Below are 15,707 nucleotides of genomic sequence, written 5' to 3'. Positions count from 1 at the left end.
ATCGTTGAACGATCCTCTACGGTGCTGGGCACGGCTCATTCCGTACGCACCCTCCGTCCTCCGTTGCGAGGTGCCCATGAGCACGACTCCTCCCCCTCCGACCCTGGTCACGCCCCCCGGTTCCGGTGAACGCGCCGACGACGCGGGCGCGCTGGGCTGGCTGCGCGCCCTCGGCCCGCGCGGGCGCCGCGCCTTCGCGGGCGCGTTCGGCGGCTACGCCCTCGATTCCTACGACTACTTCACGCTGCCGCTGAGCATGGTCGCGCTGGCCGCGTACTTCGGCCTGGACAGCGGCCAGACCGGGCTGTTCACGACCGTCACCCTGGTCACCTCGGCGGTCGGCGGCGCCCTCGCGGGCGTGCTGGCCGACCGGTTCGGCCGGGTCAGGGCGCTGATGCTCACCGTGATCACGTACGCCGCGTTCACGGTGGCCTGCGGTTTCGCGCCCACCTACGAGACGCTGCTGGTCTTCCGGGCGCTGCAGGGCCTCGGGTTCGGCGGCGAGTGGGCGGTCGGCGCGGTCCTGGTCGCCGAGTACGCGAGCGCCCGGCACCGGGGCCGCACCCTGGGCGCGGTCCAGAGTTCCTGGGCGGTCGGCTGGGCGCTGGCCGCGCTCGTCTACACGCTGGTGTTCTCGGTGGCCGGCGACGACCTGGCCTGGCGGATCATGTTCTGGACCGGTGCGCTGCCCGCGCTGCTGGTGGTCTGGGTGCGGCGCAGCGTCACGGACGCGCCCGAGGCGAGCGCCGCGCGGGTGAGCGGTACGGCGAAGGGCTCGTTCCGGGCGGTCTTCGCGCCGGGCTCGGCCGACTCGCCCGGTCTGCTGCGCGTGACGCTCTTCGCCGCCCTGCTGTCTACCGGCGTCCAGGGCGGCTACTACACGCTGGCCACCTGGGTGCCGACGTACCTCAAGGACGAGCGGGGGCTGTCGGTGGTCGGCACCGGCGGCTATCTGACGTTCCTGATCTCGGGCGCCTTCATCGGCTATCTGACCGGCGGCCACCTCACCGACCGGCTGGGCCGCCGGCGCAACATCTGGCTGTTCGCGCTGCTGTCGGCGGTGTGCGTCCTGGCGTACGCGAACATCCCGGCGGGCGCGGACACCCTCCTGTTGGTGCTCGGTTTCCCGCTGGGCTTCTGCATGTCGGCGATCTTCAGCGGCTTCGGCTCCTACCTGGCCGAGCTGTACCCGACGGCGGTGCGCGGCACCGGGCAGGGCTTCACGTACAACACCGGCCGCGCGGTGGGCGCCGTCTTCCCCACCGCGGTCGGCTTCCTGGCGGACAGTTGGGGTGTGGGCGGCGCGCTGGTCTTCGGTGCTCTCGGTTACGGCGTCGCGGCCCTGGCACTGCTCGGACTGCCCGAGACACGCGGGCGGGAACTGGCCTGAACCTCCTGACCGACCCCGGCCCCCGCCTTCGCTCAAGCCACGCCCTTCGGCACCCCGGGGCGCGACCGGCGGGCCGGAGCCGGCGCGTCGTGGGCGGCGAGGAAGGCGGCCACCGCCGTGTCCCAGCCGAAGCACTCCGCACGCGCGCGTGCCGCCGCCCGCCGTTCCCCTTCCCTACGGACCGTCAGCAGCGTCTCCACCGAGTCGGCGAACGCCTCGCCGTGGTCGGCGGCGACGGCCCCGGCGGAGCCGATCACCTCGGACAGCGCGGAGGAGGCGCTGGCCACCACGGGCGTGCCGCAGGCCATCGCCTCCAGCGCGGCCAGCCCGAACGTCTCGGCGGGCCCCGGCGCCAGGCACACGTCGGCGGACGCCTGCAACGCGCCGAGGGCGTCCCGGTCGGCGACGTGCCCGAGGAAGGTGACCGGCAGCCCCCGCTCCCGCGCCCGCTGTGCGAGCCGGGCCCGCAGCGGACCGTCCCCGGCGACCACCAGCACCGCCCGGACACCGCGCCGGCGCAGCGCCTGGAGGGCGTCCAGCGCGGTCCCGGGCCGCTTCTCCACCGACAGCCGGGAGCACATCACCAGCAGCATCTCGTCCCCGCGCGCGTGCCGCGCCCGCAGCCCGGGGTCGCGCAGCGCGGGGTGCCGTGCGGCTAGGTCGACGCCCAGGGGTGCCCGGACGACGTTGCGGGCGCCGATCCGTACGAACTCCCGTTCGGCGAACTCGGTGGTGCACACCACGCGCGCGTAGGCGTGCGCGGTCCGGGTGTTGAGGGCGTCGGCCGCGCGGCGGGCCGCCGCCTCGGGCAGTCCCCAGGTGCGCAGGACGCCGTCGGCGGTCTCGTGGGAGACCATCACCGCGGGGACCCGGGCCCGCCGGGCCCACTTGCCGGTCCAGCGCAGGGTGGTGCGGTCGGACACCTCCAGGCGGTCGGGGGCGAGGTCCGCCAGGAGGGCGGCCAGGCGCCGCCGGTCGGTCAGGACGCGGTAGCCGCCGGTGCCGGGCAGCGGCACCCCGGGCAGGGTGAGGACCCGGCCCTGCTCGGTCTCGCGGTCGCTCGCGCGGTCGCCGGGCACGATCAGGACGGGGTCGTGCCCGGCCGCCCGGTACCCCTTGCCCAGTTCGCGCAGGGCGGTGCGCAGACCGCCGGAGGCGGGGGCGACGAAGTTGGCGAGCCGGACGATCCGCAGGGCGCTCATGCCGCCAGCACCGCCTTCCGCGCGGTGAGCACGTCGGTGTAGTGGCCGATCAGCCGGTCCCCGACGGCGGCCCAGGTGCGGCCCTCCACGGCCGTCCGCCCGGCGCTGCCGCAGGCGGCGCGCAGCGCGGGGTCGGCGGCCAGCGACCGCACCGCGTCCCGTACGGCGGCGGCGTCGCCCGGCGGCACCAGCAGCCCGGTGCGGCCGTGGTCGACCAGGTCGAGGGGGCCACCGGCGGCGGGGGCGACGACCGGCACACCGCTGGCCATGGCCTCCTGCACGGTCTGGCAGAAGGTCTCGAAGGGCCCGGTGTGGGCGAAGACGTCCAGGGAGGCGAAGACCCGGGCGAGGTCGTCGCCGGTACGGCGGCCGAGGAACACGGCACCGGGCAGCGCCTGTTCCAGGCCGGGCCGGGACGGTCCGTCGCCGACCACCACGACCCGTACGCCGTCCAGGGCGCAGACCCCGGCCAGCAGGTCGACCCGCTTCTCGGGGGCGAGCCGTCCGACGTAGCCGACGATCAGCTCGCCGTCCGGGGCGAGTTCGCGGCGCAGTGCCTCGTCGCGCAGGGCGGGCCGGAAGCGGGCGGTGTCGACGCCGCGCGGCCACAGGGCGACCCGGGGCACGCCGTGCGCCCGCAGGTCGTGCAGGGCGGCGCCGGACGGGGCGAGGGTGAGGTCGGCGGCGCGGTGTACGGAGCGGATGCGCCGCCAGGCCGCCGCCTCCCCGGCGCCCAGGTAGGTGCGGGCGTATCCGGCGAGGTCGGTCTGGTAGACGGCGACGGCGGGGACGCCGAGCCGGGCGGCGGCGGCCATGCCGCGCACGCCGAGCACGAACGGGCCGGCCAGGTGGACGACGTCCGCGCGGTGCTCGGCGAGGGTCGCGGCCAAGCGCCTGCTGGGCAGGGCGACGCGGACGTCCGGGTAGCCGGGGAGCGGGAGGGAGGGGACGTGCACGACCGGGCACGGGGCGGGATCGCCGGCCCGCCGGCCGGGCGCCGGGGCGGGTGCGACGACGACGGGGGTGTGACCGCGGTCGGCGAGGTGCCGGGCGGTCTGGAGCGCGCAGTGGGCGACGCCGTTCACATCGGGGGGAAAGGACTCGGTGACGATGGCGACACGCATACCGGTGTTGTCGCCGGACTGGACGTGCCCGCGTCAAAGTGGATCTGTCCGGGCGAGGAACGGCCCATGAGCGTTGCGCTGCGCTCCGCGCAGGTCAGGACGTGTCCACACCCGCCTGGCCCACGGGCCACCCCCGGTTCACACCCGGGGCGCACGCCCCCTCACACTCCGCACGCCTCCTGACATCCCAGGCGCCCCTGACACCCCCGGACGCGCGCCCCACCGACACCCCGCACGCCCCCGACACCCCGGCCCCCGGACGCGCGCCCCTGGCAACCCCGGACGCCCGCCCCCCTCACACCGCAGACGCGTCCGGCCCGATCCGGCTGCGTACCGCGGTCTGCACCTCGGCCTCCTCGGCGGGGTCGGCGGCGAGCCGGCGCAACCGCTCGACCACGCGCTTGTCCCCGGTCGCGGCGTGCCGGGCGGCGACCTCGCGGGTGGACTCCTCGCAGTCCCACAGGCACTCCACGGCGAAGCCCGCGGGGAAGGAGGGGTCGGTGGCGGCCAGGGCGCGGGCGGCCCGGCCGCGCAAGTGGGAGGAGGCCGTCTCACGGTAGATGTGCCGCAGGACGGGGGCGGCGCAGGCGATGCCGAGCCGTCCGGTGCCGTCGACGAGGGTCCACAGCGTGGCGGCGTCGGGGCCTTCGCCGCGTACCGCCTCGCGCAGGGCGGTCAGCACCAGGTCGGAGTCCTTGGGCAGGCCCCGGCAGGCCAGCACGCGGCCGGCGGCGGCGCCGAGGGCGTCCGGCCGGTGGACCCAGCCGCGCGCCCGGTCCACGGCGTACGAGCCGCGCATCCGTTCGAAGGCGTCGACCGCGGCGTCCACGACGGCCGTCGTGCCGGTGCCCACCGCGCCCTCGATCAGGTCGAGGGCCTGGGGATCGTCGCTGTCGGCGAGATAGCGCAGGGCGGTGCAGCGGGCGCCGTCGTCGCCGGACCGGGCGGCCTCGACGATCTCGGCCCGGTCCTCGGGACCGGCGACGGCCGCGAGGCAGCGGGCGGCCGGCACATGCAGGGCGGCGCCGCGCTCCAGGCCCTCCTGGGCCCAGGCGAGGACGGCGCCGACGCTCCAGTCCGGGCGGGGTCCGGCGGGCCGCATCTGCCGCTGCCAGCGGTCGAAGCAGCCGGTCTCCTGGGCGGCACGCACGCGCGTGGCGACCGCCGGGCGCGGATCGTCCGCCCACAGCCGCCAGGGGCGCGGTTCGAAGGCGTCGCGGACGGCGGCGGCCAGTTCGGCCTCGCCCTCGGCGCCCTCGGGGAAGCGGGCCAGCACGGGTTCGGCGAGGGCGCGCAGCCCGGCGTCGTCGTCGCGCAGCGCCAGTTCGTCCAGGGCCCAGGCCCAGTTGGCGCCGGTGGCCGCGTACCGGCGCAGCAGGCCGAGGGCGCCCGGCCGCCCGTAGGAGGCGAGGTGGCCGAGGACCGCGAGGGCGAGGCCGGTGCGGGACTCGTCGGTGTCCAGCAGGTCCTCGGCGTCGAAGAGGTGGGCCTCGATGGCGTCCAGGTCGCCGCCCAGATCGAGGAAGAGACGGGCGTAGTAGAGGGAGCGGTTCTCCACCTGCCAGTCGTGGCGGGGGTCCCGCACCACACAGTGGTTGAGCGCGGCGAGCGCCTCGGGGCGGGGGGCGGTCAGCGCGTGCAGCGTGCCGTCGCCGCGTCCCCGCTGGAGCAGGCCGAGCAGCGTACCGCTGGGCGCTATGAACGGATCGAACATGGGAAACAGCCTCATATCAAGCGTCGGCGCAACCGGGGAACACGCGTTACCTGGCCGCGTGACCACACGTCGGGACGCCCGCCGTCTCATGCTTGTCGAAGACCATTTTCCTCTGCCTCTCGTCGGTGGCCCTTGCGGACCGGATCACGGGCCGCGCGGTGCGGCAAGACCTGCCCAGCCATCACGTCCGTGAACCACGTCGTCATGATGACCCGGCGCTTCGGTCGACCGCGACCGAAATTTCGGCGGCCCTCTACCGCCTCCCCCGTTTTCGTTGTTTTCCCTGGTCAGAAGGTTGAGTACGGTGGGGCGTCAGTGCGCGCCGAACAGCTCCAGTACCTCCGTACGAGCGAACATGCGGGCCGTGTCGACGGCCGAGGGGGTGCCCGCGGCCGGGTCCGCGCCGCCCTCCAGGAGGGCCTTGACGACGTCCGTCTCGCCCTTGAAGACGGCCCCGGCGAGCGGGGTCTGACCCCGGTCGTTGATCCGGTCGGCCTCGGCGCCGCGGGCCAGCAGGGCGCGGACCGCGTCGGCGTGGCCGTGGTAGGCGGCGAGCATCACGAGGGAGTCGCCGCGGTCGTTGGTGAGGTTGACGGGGACGCCCGCGTCGACGTACGCGACGAGTTCGTCGGTCCGCCCCTGCCGGGCCAGATCGAAGATCTTGGTCGCCAGCTCCACGACCTCGGGGTCGGGGGCTTCGCTCATCGGCCGGACCGCCTCTCAACTCGGACGCCGCAACGTCGGGGGGATCGGGTGCGTACGGCCGCGAGCGGCGCGGCCGTACGAGTGAATCGCCAGGGTACTGGCTCGTGGCGCACATGGCCGGATGCGCCCGAGGCAAAGATCACACAGCGTTCACGGATCGCGCGGGCCACCGCCCGGCGGCCGGGGAGCCGCTCGACCAGGCGAGGTAACTTGCCCGTTTTTCACCCGCTTGCACCTTTTATCGTATAGACACATGCTGTGATCCTGGAAGTACTCATGGCGACTGTCCCCGCGAACCAGGAGAACTCACATGATCCTCTCGATCTCAGGCGTGGTCCTGCTCGGCGTCGTCCTGTTCATCTTCTTCCGCAAGGACGGCCTGAAGGCGTCGCACATGGTGGTCGCCATGCTGTTCGGCTTCTACCTGGCGAGCACCGCCATCGCCCCCAGCATCAAGGCGGGCGGCGAGAGCCTCGCCGGGCTCCTCGGCGGCATCAAGTTCTGACCGCCCCCCCGCCCGCACCGCCCCCACCCCGTACGCACGCCCAGGAGGCAGCAGTGGCCCGGCGCCCCCTCCCCCGCATTCTGAGCAACGGCGGCGCGCAGCTCGCCCGGAGCCGGGAGCTGGCACGGACGGCGGCCGACAGCGCCGCCGACGTCCTCCAGCCGCTGATCACCATCGCCCGCGGCCTGGGCCGGCTCGCGTCGGCCGCGCGGCGCAGATGGGCCGAGACCCCCAAGGACCGGCGCGGCGCGCTGCTGTTCCTGGTGGCGTCGGTGCTCCTGATCGTGGCGCTGATGCCGTACGGACCGCTGCTCGCCGCCATCGCGCTGATGGCGGCGGCGGCCTGGCAGGGCCGGGACCGCACCCCGCCCGCCCCCGAGGGACCGGACGACTCCGGCGCCCAGCGCCTGGCCTCGCTCTACGAGGCCCTGGTGCCCTACTTCTCGCTCGCCGAGGACCCCGAGCCGCTGTACGCGCACGGCGGCTCCTGGGAGAAGGCGTTCCCGGCGTACGAGTTCGACGCCGACGGCCGGTTCGCGCACCTGGTGATCCGCTACCCGGCGTACTTCACCGACGGGGAGGCCGCCGCCCGCGCCCGGATCGAGCACCTGCTCACCGCCAAGGCCGGCCGGAGCCGCGAGTACCGCTTCGACTGGGACGAGGAGGCCAACCACCTCACCCTCACCGTCCTCGCGCCGCTGCCCACCGACATCGCCGCCCAGCGCTTCGTGACGGCCCCCGGCGAGACGGTCCTGGGCTTCACCGACCCCACCGAGGTGCACCGCACCCTGCCGCTCACCCAGGGCGAGGAGCGGCGGGACGTGCCGCCGGTCGTCTGGCGCACGGGCCCGCGCTCCACCGAGCCGCATCTGCTCGCCCTGGGCCAGCCGGGCTCCGGCACCTCCACGCTGCTGCGCTCGGTCGCGCTCCAGGCGCTCCAGCACGGCGGCGACCTGGTGATCGTCGACGGCGGCGGCACCGGCGAGTACGCCTGCCTGACCGGGCGCGACGGCGTGCTGGCCGTCGAGTGCGGCCTCACCGGGGCGCTGGCCGGCCTGGAGTGGGCCGCCCAGGAGACGGAACGCCGGCTGATCGCCGTCAACCGCGCCCGCCAGGAGGGCCGGCCGCCGCCGGACGACACCCGGCGGCCGCTGTGGATCCTGCTGGACCGCCCCGGCGCCTTCGCGCACCTCGCCTCCGCGGACGGCCGCCGGGACCCGCAGTCCCTGCTCCAGGTGCCCCTGCGGCACGGCCGCGCGGCCCAGGTGACGGTGGTCGTCGCCGAGCAACTGGACGCCTACGACACCCTGAGCGACGCCGTACGGCAGCACACACGCGCGCGGGTGGTGCTCGGCCCGGCCGACGCCGGTCTGCTGGCGTCCGTGCTCGGCGCGCCGCCGCCCACCACGCCGGTCGCGCGGATCGTGCCCGGCCGCGGCTACGCCCAACTGGGCGCCGGCCCGGTCCACCGCCTCCAGGTGCCGGCCACGCCGGACCCGTACGACGACGCCGCCGGCCGGGCCCACCGGGAGGCGGTCCTGGAGCTGCTGCCGCCGCGCACCACCCCGGCGGACGGCGAGCACGTCCCGGAGGTGCCCGGCGGTGAGCAGGACCTGACCGCCCCCGCGGACCAGGACCCGCGGGAGCCCGGGACCCGCCCGGCGCCGGACGACACGGTGCCGGAACCGGCCACCGGCGCCGAGCCCGCCCCAGCCGGCCCCGTCCCGGTCCTGACCGAGGCGGAGCCGGAGCGGCCCCGCACGGTCCCGACGCTCGGCAAGCCCGAGGAACCCAAGAAGAAGAGGTCGGTCCCGACCCTGATCAAGCCGTAGCGGCCGCCGACCCGCCCGGCGTCCGGCACACGGCTCACACGGCTCACCCGGCCCCGGACCGGCTCAGGCCACGAACGTCCGCGGCGCCTCCCCCGCGCTCCCCGCGCCGCCCCTCTCCACCAGCCGGGCCGCCGCCGCCAGCCGGGAGGCCGCCTCGTCGGCCAGCGCGCCGCCGACGGTGAACGGCAGCCGGACGTACCCCTCGAACGCGCCGTCGACGCCGAACCGGGGCCCCGACGGCACCCGCACGCCGACCCGCTCCCCCGCCTCCGCCAGCTTGGAGCCGGACAGCCCGCCGGCCCGCACCCACAGGGTGAGACCGCCGCGCGGCACCTCGAACTCCCACTCGGGCAGCTCCCGCCGTACCGCCGCCACCAGGGCGTCCCGGTTCTCCCGGGCCTGCTCGCGCCGGACCTCGACGGCCTGTTCCCAGTTGCCGGTGCCGAACAGCCAGTTCACCGCCAACTGCTCCAGTACGGGCGTGCCCAGGTCGGCGTAGGCCCGCGCGGCGACCAGGCTGCGGACCACGTCCGGCGCCGCCCGCACCCAGCCGATGCGCATCCCGGCCCAGAACGCCTTGCTGGCCGACCCGACGGTGATGACGGTCGAGCCGGCCGGGTCGAAGGCGCAGACGGGGCGCGGCATCCGCACGTCCTCGTCCAGCTTCAGCTCGCTCATCGTCTCGTCGGCGACCAGCACCGTGCCCGCCGACCGGGCCGCGTCGACCAGGGCCCGGCGCCGGTCGTCGTCGGCGAGCGCGCCGGTGGGGTTGTGGAAGTCGGCGACGACGTAGGCGAGGCGGGGCGCGGCCTCGCGCAGCACCTGGCGCCAGCGGTCCAGGTCCCAGCCGGTCAGCCCCTCGGCCATCGCCACGGGCACCAGCCGGGCCCCGGCCTCGCGCATCAACTGCAGGATGTTGGCGTACGACGGCGACTCCACCGCAATCCGTTCGCCGCGGCCGCCGAAGAGGTGACAGATGGCGTCGATGGCGCCCATCGCCCCGGTGGTGACCATGATCTGCTCGGGCATGGTGGGGATGCCGCGCGCGGTGTACCGGTCGGCGATGGTGGCGCGCAGCGCGGGCAGCCCGGCCGGGTAGTCGCCGTGCGTGTGGGCGTACGGGGGCAGTTCCTCCAGGGCGCCCCGGACGGCCCGGGTGAGCCAGGGCTCGGGCGCGGGGAGCGCCGCGCAGCCGAGGTCGATCATGGAGCCGAGCGCCTCGGGCGGCAGCGGTTCCAGGCCCCGGGCGGGCAGCGGGTTGCCGGCCGGGACGGCGGTCCAGCTTCCCGCGCCGCGCCGGGACTCCAGGAAGCCCTCGCCGCGCAGCGCCTCGTAGGCGGCGGCGACCGTGGTGCGGCTGACGGACAGGGCGAGGGCCAGCTCGCGTTCGGCGGGGAGCCGGGCGGCGACCGGCACGCGGCCCTCCAGGACGAGCAGCCGGATGCCGTCGGCCAGCGCCCGGTAGGCGGGCGGGCGGCGGGTGCCGGGGCCGGCCGGGCGGTCCTGCTGGGAGCGGAGCAGCCGGGCGAGCTGGGCCGCCCCCACCGCCGAGGTCCACTGCGCCATGTGAATCAGTCCACCTTCCCCGGATTGGCCATGGTCGACTTCGGTTTCCAGGCCACAGAGTGTCATGCGTCGGTCCATTACCACCACAGGGGGGCACCTCTTGTTCGCGCGGCAGCCCAGGCAGGGACATCTCACCCGGCGGCTCGTCCAGCTCTACGGCGGTCTGGCGCTGTACGGCGCCAGTTCGGCCCTGCTGGTCCGCTCCGGTCTCGGTCTGGAACCGTGGAACGTGCTGCACCAGGGCCTGGCGGAGCGGACCGGCCTGTCGATGGGCGTGGTCCTGACGGTCGTCGGCGCCCTGGTGCTGCTGCTCTGGATCCCGCTGCGCCAGCGTCCGGGCCTGGGCACGGTCTCCAACGTCCTGGTGATCGGCGCCGCGATGGACGCGACGCTGGCCGTGCTGCCGGACGCCCACGGATGGGCGCCGCGCGTGGCCGCGCTGGCCGGGGGCATCGTCCTGAACGGCGCGGCGACCGGCCTCTACATCGCGGCCCGGTTCGGGCCGGGCCCGCGCGACGGATTGATGACGGGGCTGAACCGGCGTACGGGGGTGTCGGTGCGCCTGGTGCGTACCGCCCTGGAGGTCACGGTCGTGGCGACCGGCTTCGCCCTCGGCGGCACCGTCGGGATCGGCACCCTGCTGTACGCGGTGACGATCGGCCCGCTCGCCCAGGTGTTCCTGCGCGTGTTCGCCGTCCCGTCGGCATCCGGCGGCAGCACGGTGGTTGCCGCCGGTCAACCCCGTGCGGCGATACTGCGACGGTGACCTCGCCGATACACCACCCCTACCTGGACCATCCCGGCCCGATCGCCTTCGCCCACCGGGGCGGTGCCGCCGACGGCCTCGAGAACACGCTCCGCCAGTTCCGGCGGGCGGTCGAGTCGGGCTACCGGTACATCGAGACCGATGTGCACGCCACGCGCGACGGCCGGCTCGTCGCCTTCCACGACGCGACGCTGGACCGGGTGACCGACGGGGCGGGCCGGATCGCCGACCTGCCGTGGGCGGAGGTACGGCACGCGCGCGTGGCGGGCACCGAGCCGGTGCCGCTCTTCGAGGAGCTGCTGGAGACCTTCCCCGAGGTCCGCTGGAACGTCGACGTGAAGGCGGAGCCGGCCCTGCTGCCCTTCCTGAACCTGGTCGGGCGCACGGCCGCCTGGGACCGGGTCTGCCTGGGCTCGTTCTCCGAGGCCCGGGTGGCGCGCGCCCGGCGGCTGGCCGGGCCGCGCCTGGCCACCTCCTACGGCGTCCGGGGCGTGCTCGGGCTGCGGCTGCGCTCCTGGGGCCTGCCCGTCGCGCCGCGCTCCTCGGCGGTGGCCGCGCAGGTGCCGGAGAGCCAGGGCGGCGTCCCGGTCGTCGACCGCCGCTTCCTGCGCGCCGCCCACGCGCGCGGGCTCCAGGTGCACGTGTGGACGGTGAACGACCCCGACCGGATGCACCGGCTCCTGGACCTGGGCGTGGATGGCATCATGACCGATCACATCGACACACTGCGCAAGGTCATGGCGGACCGCGGCGTCTGGGTCTGACGCCCCGCGCCCGGCGGCCGACGCGGCGTCGCGCGTTCACGGGGAGGCGAGGGCACGGGTGGGCACCGACACCGTGCGCACGGACGCGGCCGGCGGGGCCGCCGAACGGCGGCGCGAGCAACGCGGCTGGTACTTCTACGACTGGGCGTGCTCCGTCTACTCGACGAGCGTGCTCACCGTCTTCCTGGGCCCCTATCTGACGTCGGTCGCCGAGTCGGCGGCGGATGAAAGCGGTTACGTCCATCCGCTGGGCCTACCGGTGCGCTCCGGGTCGTTCTTCGCCTACGCGGTCTCCCTGTCGGTGATCGTGGCGGTGCTGGTGATGCCCCTGGCGGGCGCCGCGGCCGACCGCACGGGCCGCAAGAAGCCGCTGCTGGCCGCCGCCGCGTACACCGGGGCGGCGGCGACGGCCGGCATGTTCTTCCTGGACGGCGACCGCTATCTGCTGGGCGGCGTCCTGCTGGTGGTCGCCAACGCGGCGCAGTCGGTGGCGATGATGCTCTACAACTCCTACCTGCCGCAGATCGCCCCGCCCGAGGAACGCGACGCGGTCTCCTCGCGCGGCTGGGCCTTCGGCTACGCGGCCGGGGCCCTGGTGCTGGTCGTCAACCTGGTGCTCTACTCCGGGCACGACTCCTTCGGCCTGTCGGAGAGCATGGCGGTGCGGGTCTGCCTGGCCTCGGCCGGCCTGTGGTGGGGCGCCTTCGCCCTGATCCCGCTGCGCAGGCTGCGCGACCGGCGCACCGCCGCGCGGGAGGCGGCCGTCCCGGGCCTGCGCCAGTTGGCGGCGACCGTGCGCGACATGCGGCGCCATCCGCTGACCCTCGCCTTCCTGCTGGCGTACCTGGTCTACAACGACGGCATCCAGACGGTGATCTCCCAGGCGTCCGTCTACGGCAGCGAGGAACTGGATCTGGGCCAGTCCACGCTCATCGTCGCCGTGCTGCTCGTCCAGGTGCTCGCGGTGGCCGGCGCCCTGCTCCTCGGCCGCCTGGCCCGCAGGTACGGCGCCAAGCGCACGATCCTCGGCTCACTGGTCGCCTGGACGGTCACCCTGGCCGCCGGGTACTTCCTGCCCGCCGGGGCGCCCGGGTGGTTCTTCGTGCTGGCCGCCGGGATCGGGCTGGTCCTCGGCGGCAGCCAGGCCCTGTCCCGGTCCCTCTTCTCCCACCTGGTCCCGCCGGGCAAGGAGGCCGAGTACTTCTCGGCGTACGAGATCAGCGACCGCGGCATGAGCTGGCTGGGCCCGCTGCTGTTCGGCCTCACCTACCAGCTCACCGGCAGTTTCCGGGACGCGATCCTCTCCCTGGTGGCGTTCTTCGTGCTCGGCTTCCTGCTGCTCGCGCGGGTCCCGGTGCGGCGTGCGATCGGCGACGCGGGGAACCCCGTGCCCGAAAGGATTTAGCACTCAGAGCGAAAGGGCGGTAGTGTACGCGTTTGGCCTGCCAGGCGTACCGTTACTGCGCGTCAAAGGTGTCAAGACGCTGGGTGACATCTCCTAGCAGATGTGACAAACCGGACGCCGGTGGGTACTGCACGGTTGACAAGGCTGCGGCTACGACGGCGACGCATGGCCCCGGAACGGGACTCGGGACGGGAATCTTTACCGCCGACCGGACGTTGACCGGATGACGACGACAGCGACACCTGTCCTGTGGGCGACAAGCCCGGGAGGCACGATTCATGAGTGAGCGAGCTCTTCGCGGCACGCGCCTCGTGGTGACCAGCTACGAGACGGACCGCGGCATCGACCTGGCCCCGCGCCAGGCCGTGGAGTACGCATGCGAGAAGGGGCACCGCTTCGAGATGCCCTTCTCGGTCGAGGCGGAGATCCCGCCGGAGTGGGAGTGCAAGGTCTGCGGGGCCCAGGCACTCCTGGTGGACGGCGACGGCCCTGAGGAGAAGAAGGCCAAGCCCGCGCGTACGCACTGGGACATGCTGATGGAGCGACGCACCCGCGAGGAACTCGAAGAGGTCCTCGAGGAGCGGCTGGCCGTTCTGCGCTCCGGCGCGATGAACATCGCGGTTCATCCGCGGGACAGCCGCAAGAGTGCGTAGTCCCTGCGGGGCTTGAGGGATATCAGCGCAGGTTCATGACCGTGGGCGCCGTACGTGGTTGGTGCGGCGCCCACGGTCATTGTCATGCCCGGACGCCCGGTCCGGCCTCCACGCCGGACGACCGGTCCCCGGCTCCGTGCCCGGACGCCGGGCCGCTCGGCGGACGCCGGGCCGCCCCGGCGGGACGACACGACGCGGCTGAGCGGGACGGCACGACGCGGCTGAGCGGGACGGCCCCACCCGGCTGAGCGAGACAGCCCAAGGCGAGCAAGGCAGCCCGACCCGGCAAAGCGGGACGGTGCGACCCCGCTGGGCGGGGAGGCGGCCCGGTCGGTGGGGCCAGGTGGCTTCAGTGGGTCAGGGGCGGGCGCGGGGTGTCGCTCGGGCGGTCGTCGTCGCGGATGACCTCGCCCTGGATGACCTTGCCGTCGGGGCGGTGGATGCGGGACTGCCGGAAGGCGTCGCCGAGGGTGCCGGGGGCGGCCTCGCGGAGCTTGCGCTCGACCGTGCGCTCCGCGGTGCGGCCGACCGCCTTCTGCACCGGCGGCAGCAGCAGGAGCAGGCCCAGGGCGTCCGATATCAGCCCCGGGATGATCAGCAGCAGGCCGCCCAGCATCATCAGGCCGTTGCCCTCGCTGTTCGGACGGGCGGCGGGCGCCGTGCCGCTCTGCTGCTGTTGCAGCGTCTCCGCCAGGTTGCGGAAGGCGCGGCGGCCCGCTCGCTTGATGACCAGGGAGCCGAGGACGACGCCGGCCACCAGCAGCAGGAAGACCACCAGGCCGCTCGACGCGCCCGCGACCACCGTCAGCAGCCAGATCTCCAGCACCAGCCAGGCGGCCACGCCGAGCGGCAGGACGGTGCGGAGCCGGGAGCGCCGGGGCCGGGTCGGGTGGCTGGGGGTCTGAGCGCCAGTCGTCATACCTCCAGTGTGCCCGGCCCCGGCTCAGCGCGGCGTAAGCGGCCCGGCCGGGCCGGACGGCGCCCGGGTCAGGGCTGACGCGTGCGCGACCTGGTCTCCTTGGCGCGGTCGGTGAGCTTGGTGACCCGCTCCCCCACGCCCCAGGCGGTGACCCGCCAGAGGGCCTCCACCAGGATGTCCCGGCTCATCTTGGAGTCGCCCAGCTCGCGCTCGACGAAGGTGATCGGCACCTCGACCACGTGGTACCCGGCCTTGACCGCCCGGCGGGCCAGGTCGACCTGGAAGCAGTAGCCCTGCGAGTCGACGTCGGTGAGGCCGAGGCCCTCCAGGGTCTCTCGCCGGAAGGCCCGGTAGCCGCCGGTGATGTCGCGCAGCGGGAGGTCCAGGGCGAGCCGGGAGTACAGGCTGCCGCCGCGGGAGATGAACTCGCGGGACTTCGGCCAGTTGACCACCCGCCCGCCGGGCACCCACCGGGAGCCCAGCACCAGGTCGGCGCCCTTGAGGGCGGTCAGCAGCCGGGGCAGTTCCTCCGGCTGGTGGGAGCCGTCGGCGTCCATCTCGACCAGCACGCCGTAGTCGTGCTCCAGGCCCCAGCGGAAGCCCGCGAGGTAGGCGGCGCCCAGCCCTTCCTTGCCCTTGCGGTGCAGGACGTGCACCTGGTCGTCGACGGCGGCCAGTTCGTCGGCGAGCTTGCCGGTGCCGTCGGGGCTGTTGTCGTCGGCGACCAGGACGTGCGCCTCGGGGACCGCCGCGCGGACCCGGCCGACGATCGCCTTGATGTTCTCGGCCTCGTTGTAGGTCGGGATGATCACCAGGGCGGTGCCGAGAGGACCGAACCGTCTCTCCTGGCCCGCTGCCGCGCGGGTCCCGTCACCGTCGTTCACTACTGCCCCTTCACGTCGTACGCAGGGGACCACCATAGTGGCCACGGCCTGCGCCGACGCGACAGGACGTACGGATGGTGGTGTCGTTTCCCGGCGGCCCGGGCGGAGACGGGGCCGGCGCCCTGCGGATGGGGGCCCGGTGCCCTTCGGGCCGGCCTGGGACCCGCTGGCTGCGGGCCGACCGAGAGCCGTTGTCTACTGAGCCTCCGGGCCCCATCCGGGTCGCACCTCCCGACCGGCCGGAACGTTCCCTCGCCGCGGCGCTGACGCTGAGCCTG

At 74.7% G+C, this 15,707-nt stretch carries 14 protein-coding genes; 7 read left to right on the top strand and 7 right to left on the bottom strand.

Annotated features, from left to right (window positions below; all coding sequences use genetic code 11):
- The first annotated feature begins 76 nt into the window (after positions 1 to 76).
- On the top strand, positions 77 to 1,390 hold the full coding sequence (locus IE316_RS23920; RefSeq protein ID WP_190206498.1) for an MFS transporter: 1,314 nt from the start codon (positions 77 to 79) through the stop codon (positions 1,388 to 1,390).
- 32 nt (positions 1,391 to 1,422) lie between these two features.
- Here the strand turns inward: IE316_RS23920 and IE316_RS23915 are convergent, their stop codons facing one another.
- The 4 genes from IE316_RS23915 to IE316_RS23900 all read right to left on the bottom strand — a co-directional run bounded on the left by IE316_RS23915 (position 1,423) and on the right by IE316_RS23900 (position 6,135).
- Entirely contained in the window at positions 1,423 to 2,592 is a 1,170-nt protein-coding gene (locus tag IE316_RS23915; protein ID WP_190206497.1) for a glycosyltransferase, read from the bottom strand.
- Entirely contained in the window at positions 2,589 to 3,716 is a 1,128-nt protein-coding gene (locus IE316_RS23910; protein WP_190206496.1) for a glycosyltransferase family 4 protein, read from the bottom strand. The genes IE316_RS23915 and IE316_RS23910 overlap by 4 nt, the downstream gene beginning before the upstream one ends.
- 295 nt (positions 3,717 to 4,011) lie before the next feature.
- A complete protein-coding gene (locus IE316_RS23905) occupies positions 4,012 to 5,430 on the bottom strand; it encodes a HEAT repeat domain-containing protein (RefSeq protein WP_190206495.1) in 1,419 nt (472 codons plus the stop codon).
- A gap of 312 nt (positions 5,431 to 5,742) precedes the next feature.
- Positions 5,743 to 6,135 carry an ankyrin repeat domain-containing protein gene (locus IE316_RS23900; protein ID WP_190206494.1) on the bottom strand — a complete coding sequence of 131 codons (393 nt, stop codon included), beginning with the start codon at positions 6,133 to 6,135 and terminating at the stop codon, positions 5,743 to 5,745.
- Positions 6,136 to 6,445: 310 nt separating this feature from the next.
- Here IE316_RS23900 and IE316_RS23895 point away from each other — a divergent pair, with 310 nt between their 5' ends.
- On the top strand, positions 6,446 to 6,640 hold the full coding sequence (locus tag IE316_RS23895; RefSeq protein WP_190206493.1) for a hypothetical protein: 195 nt from the start codon (positions 6,446 to 6,448) through the stop codon (positions 6,638 to 6,640).
- 53 nt (positions 6,641 to 6,693) lie between these two features.
- Complete coding sequence (locus tag IE316_RS23890; RefSeq protein WP_229910531.1) at positions 6,694 to 8,472, top strand: P-loop NTPase family protein; 1,779 nt, start codon at positions 6,694 to 6,696, stop codon at positions 8,470 to 8,472.
- A gap of 63 nt (positions 8,473 to 8,535) precedes the next feature.
- On the opposite strand, the gene IE316_RS23885 is transcribed toward IE316_RS23890, so the two are convergent.
- Positions 8,536 to 10,038, bottom strand: a complete 1,503-nt coding sequence (locus IE316_RS23885; protein ID WP_190206492.1) for an SCO1417 family PLP biosynthesis transcription factor — start codon at positions 10,036 to 10,038, stop codon at positions 8,536 to 8,538.
- Between the two features lie 64 nt (positions 10,039 to 10,102).
- Here IE316_RS23885 and yczE point away from each other — a divergent pair, with 64 nt between their 5' ends.
- From yczE to IE316_RS23865, 4 genes are all read left to right on the top strand, one after another.
- Positions 10,103 to 10,804: a membrane protein YczE gene (yczE, locus tag IE316_RS23880; protein WP_190206491.1), complete on the top strand. Its 702-nt coding sequence runs from the start codon at positions 10,103 to 10,105 to the stop codon at positions 10,802 to 10,804.
- Entirely contained in the window at positions 10,801 to 11,568 is a 768-nt protein-coding gene (locus IE316_RS23875) for a glycerophosphodiester phosphodiesterase family protein (RefSeq protein ID WP_190206490.1), read from the top strand. The genes yczE and IE316_RS23875 overlap by 4 nt, the downstream gene beginning before the upstream one ends.
- Positions 11,569 to 11,626: 58 nt before the next feature.
- The gene (locus tag IE316_RS23870; RefSeq protein ID WP_190206489.1) at positions 11,627 to 12,973 is read left to right on the top strand and encodes an MFS transporter; all 1,347 of its coding nucleotides are present in this window, start codon (positions 11,627 to 11,629) and stop codon (positions 12,971 to 12,973) included.
- A 278-nt stretch (positions 12,974 to 13,251) separates the two neighbouring features.
- Positions 13,252 to 13,626, top strand: coding sequence for an RNA polymerase-binding protein RbpA (locus tag IE316_RS23865; RefSeq protein ID WP_003977404.1), 375 nt, complete (start codon positions 13,252 to 13,254; stop codon positions 13,624 to 13,626).
- Between the two features lie 349 nt (positions 13,627 to 13,975).
- On the opposite strand, the gene fxsA is transcribed toward IE316_RS23865, so the two are convergent.
- Positions 13,976 to 14,545 (bottom strand): FxsA family membrane protein, encoded by a 570-nt coding sequence (gene fxsA / locus IE316_RS23860; RefSeq protein ID WP_190206488.1) that lies wholly within the window; start codon positions 14,543 to 14,545, stop codon positions 13,976 to 13,978.
- 68 nt (positions 14,546 to 14,613) lie between these two features.
- Positions 14,614 to 15,429 carry a polyprenol monophosphomannose synthase gene (locus tag IE316_RS23855; RefSeq protein ID WP_190206487.1) on the bottom strand — a complete coding sequence of 272 codons (816 nt, stop codon included), beginning with the start codon at positions 15,427 to 15,429 and terminating at the stop codon, positions 14,614 to 14,616.
- Positions 15,430 to 15,707 lie beyond the last annotated feature (278 nt).

The sequence above is a fragment of the Streptomyces fumanus genome, assembly GCF_014655295.1.
Taxonomy (GTDB): domain Bacteria; phylum Actinomycetota; class Actinomycetes; order Streptomycetales; family Streptomycetaceae; genus Streptomyces; species Streptomyces fumanus.
The sequence above is the reverse complement of the archived record's forward strand: the minus strand, read 5'-3'. Positions and strand labels throughout refer to the sequence as shown.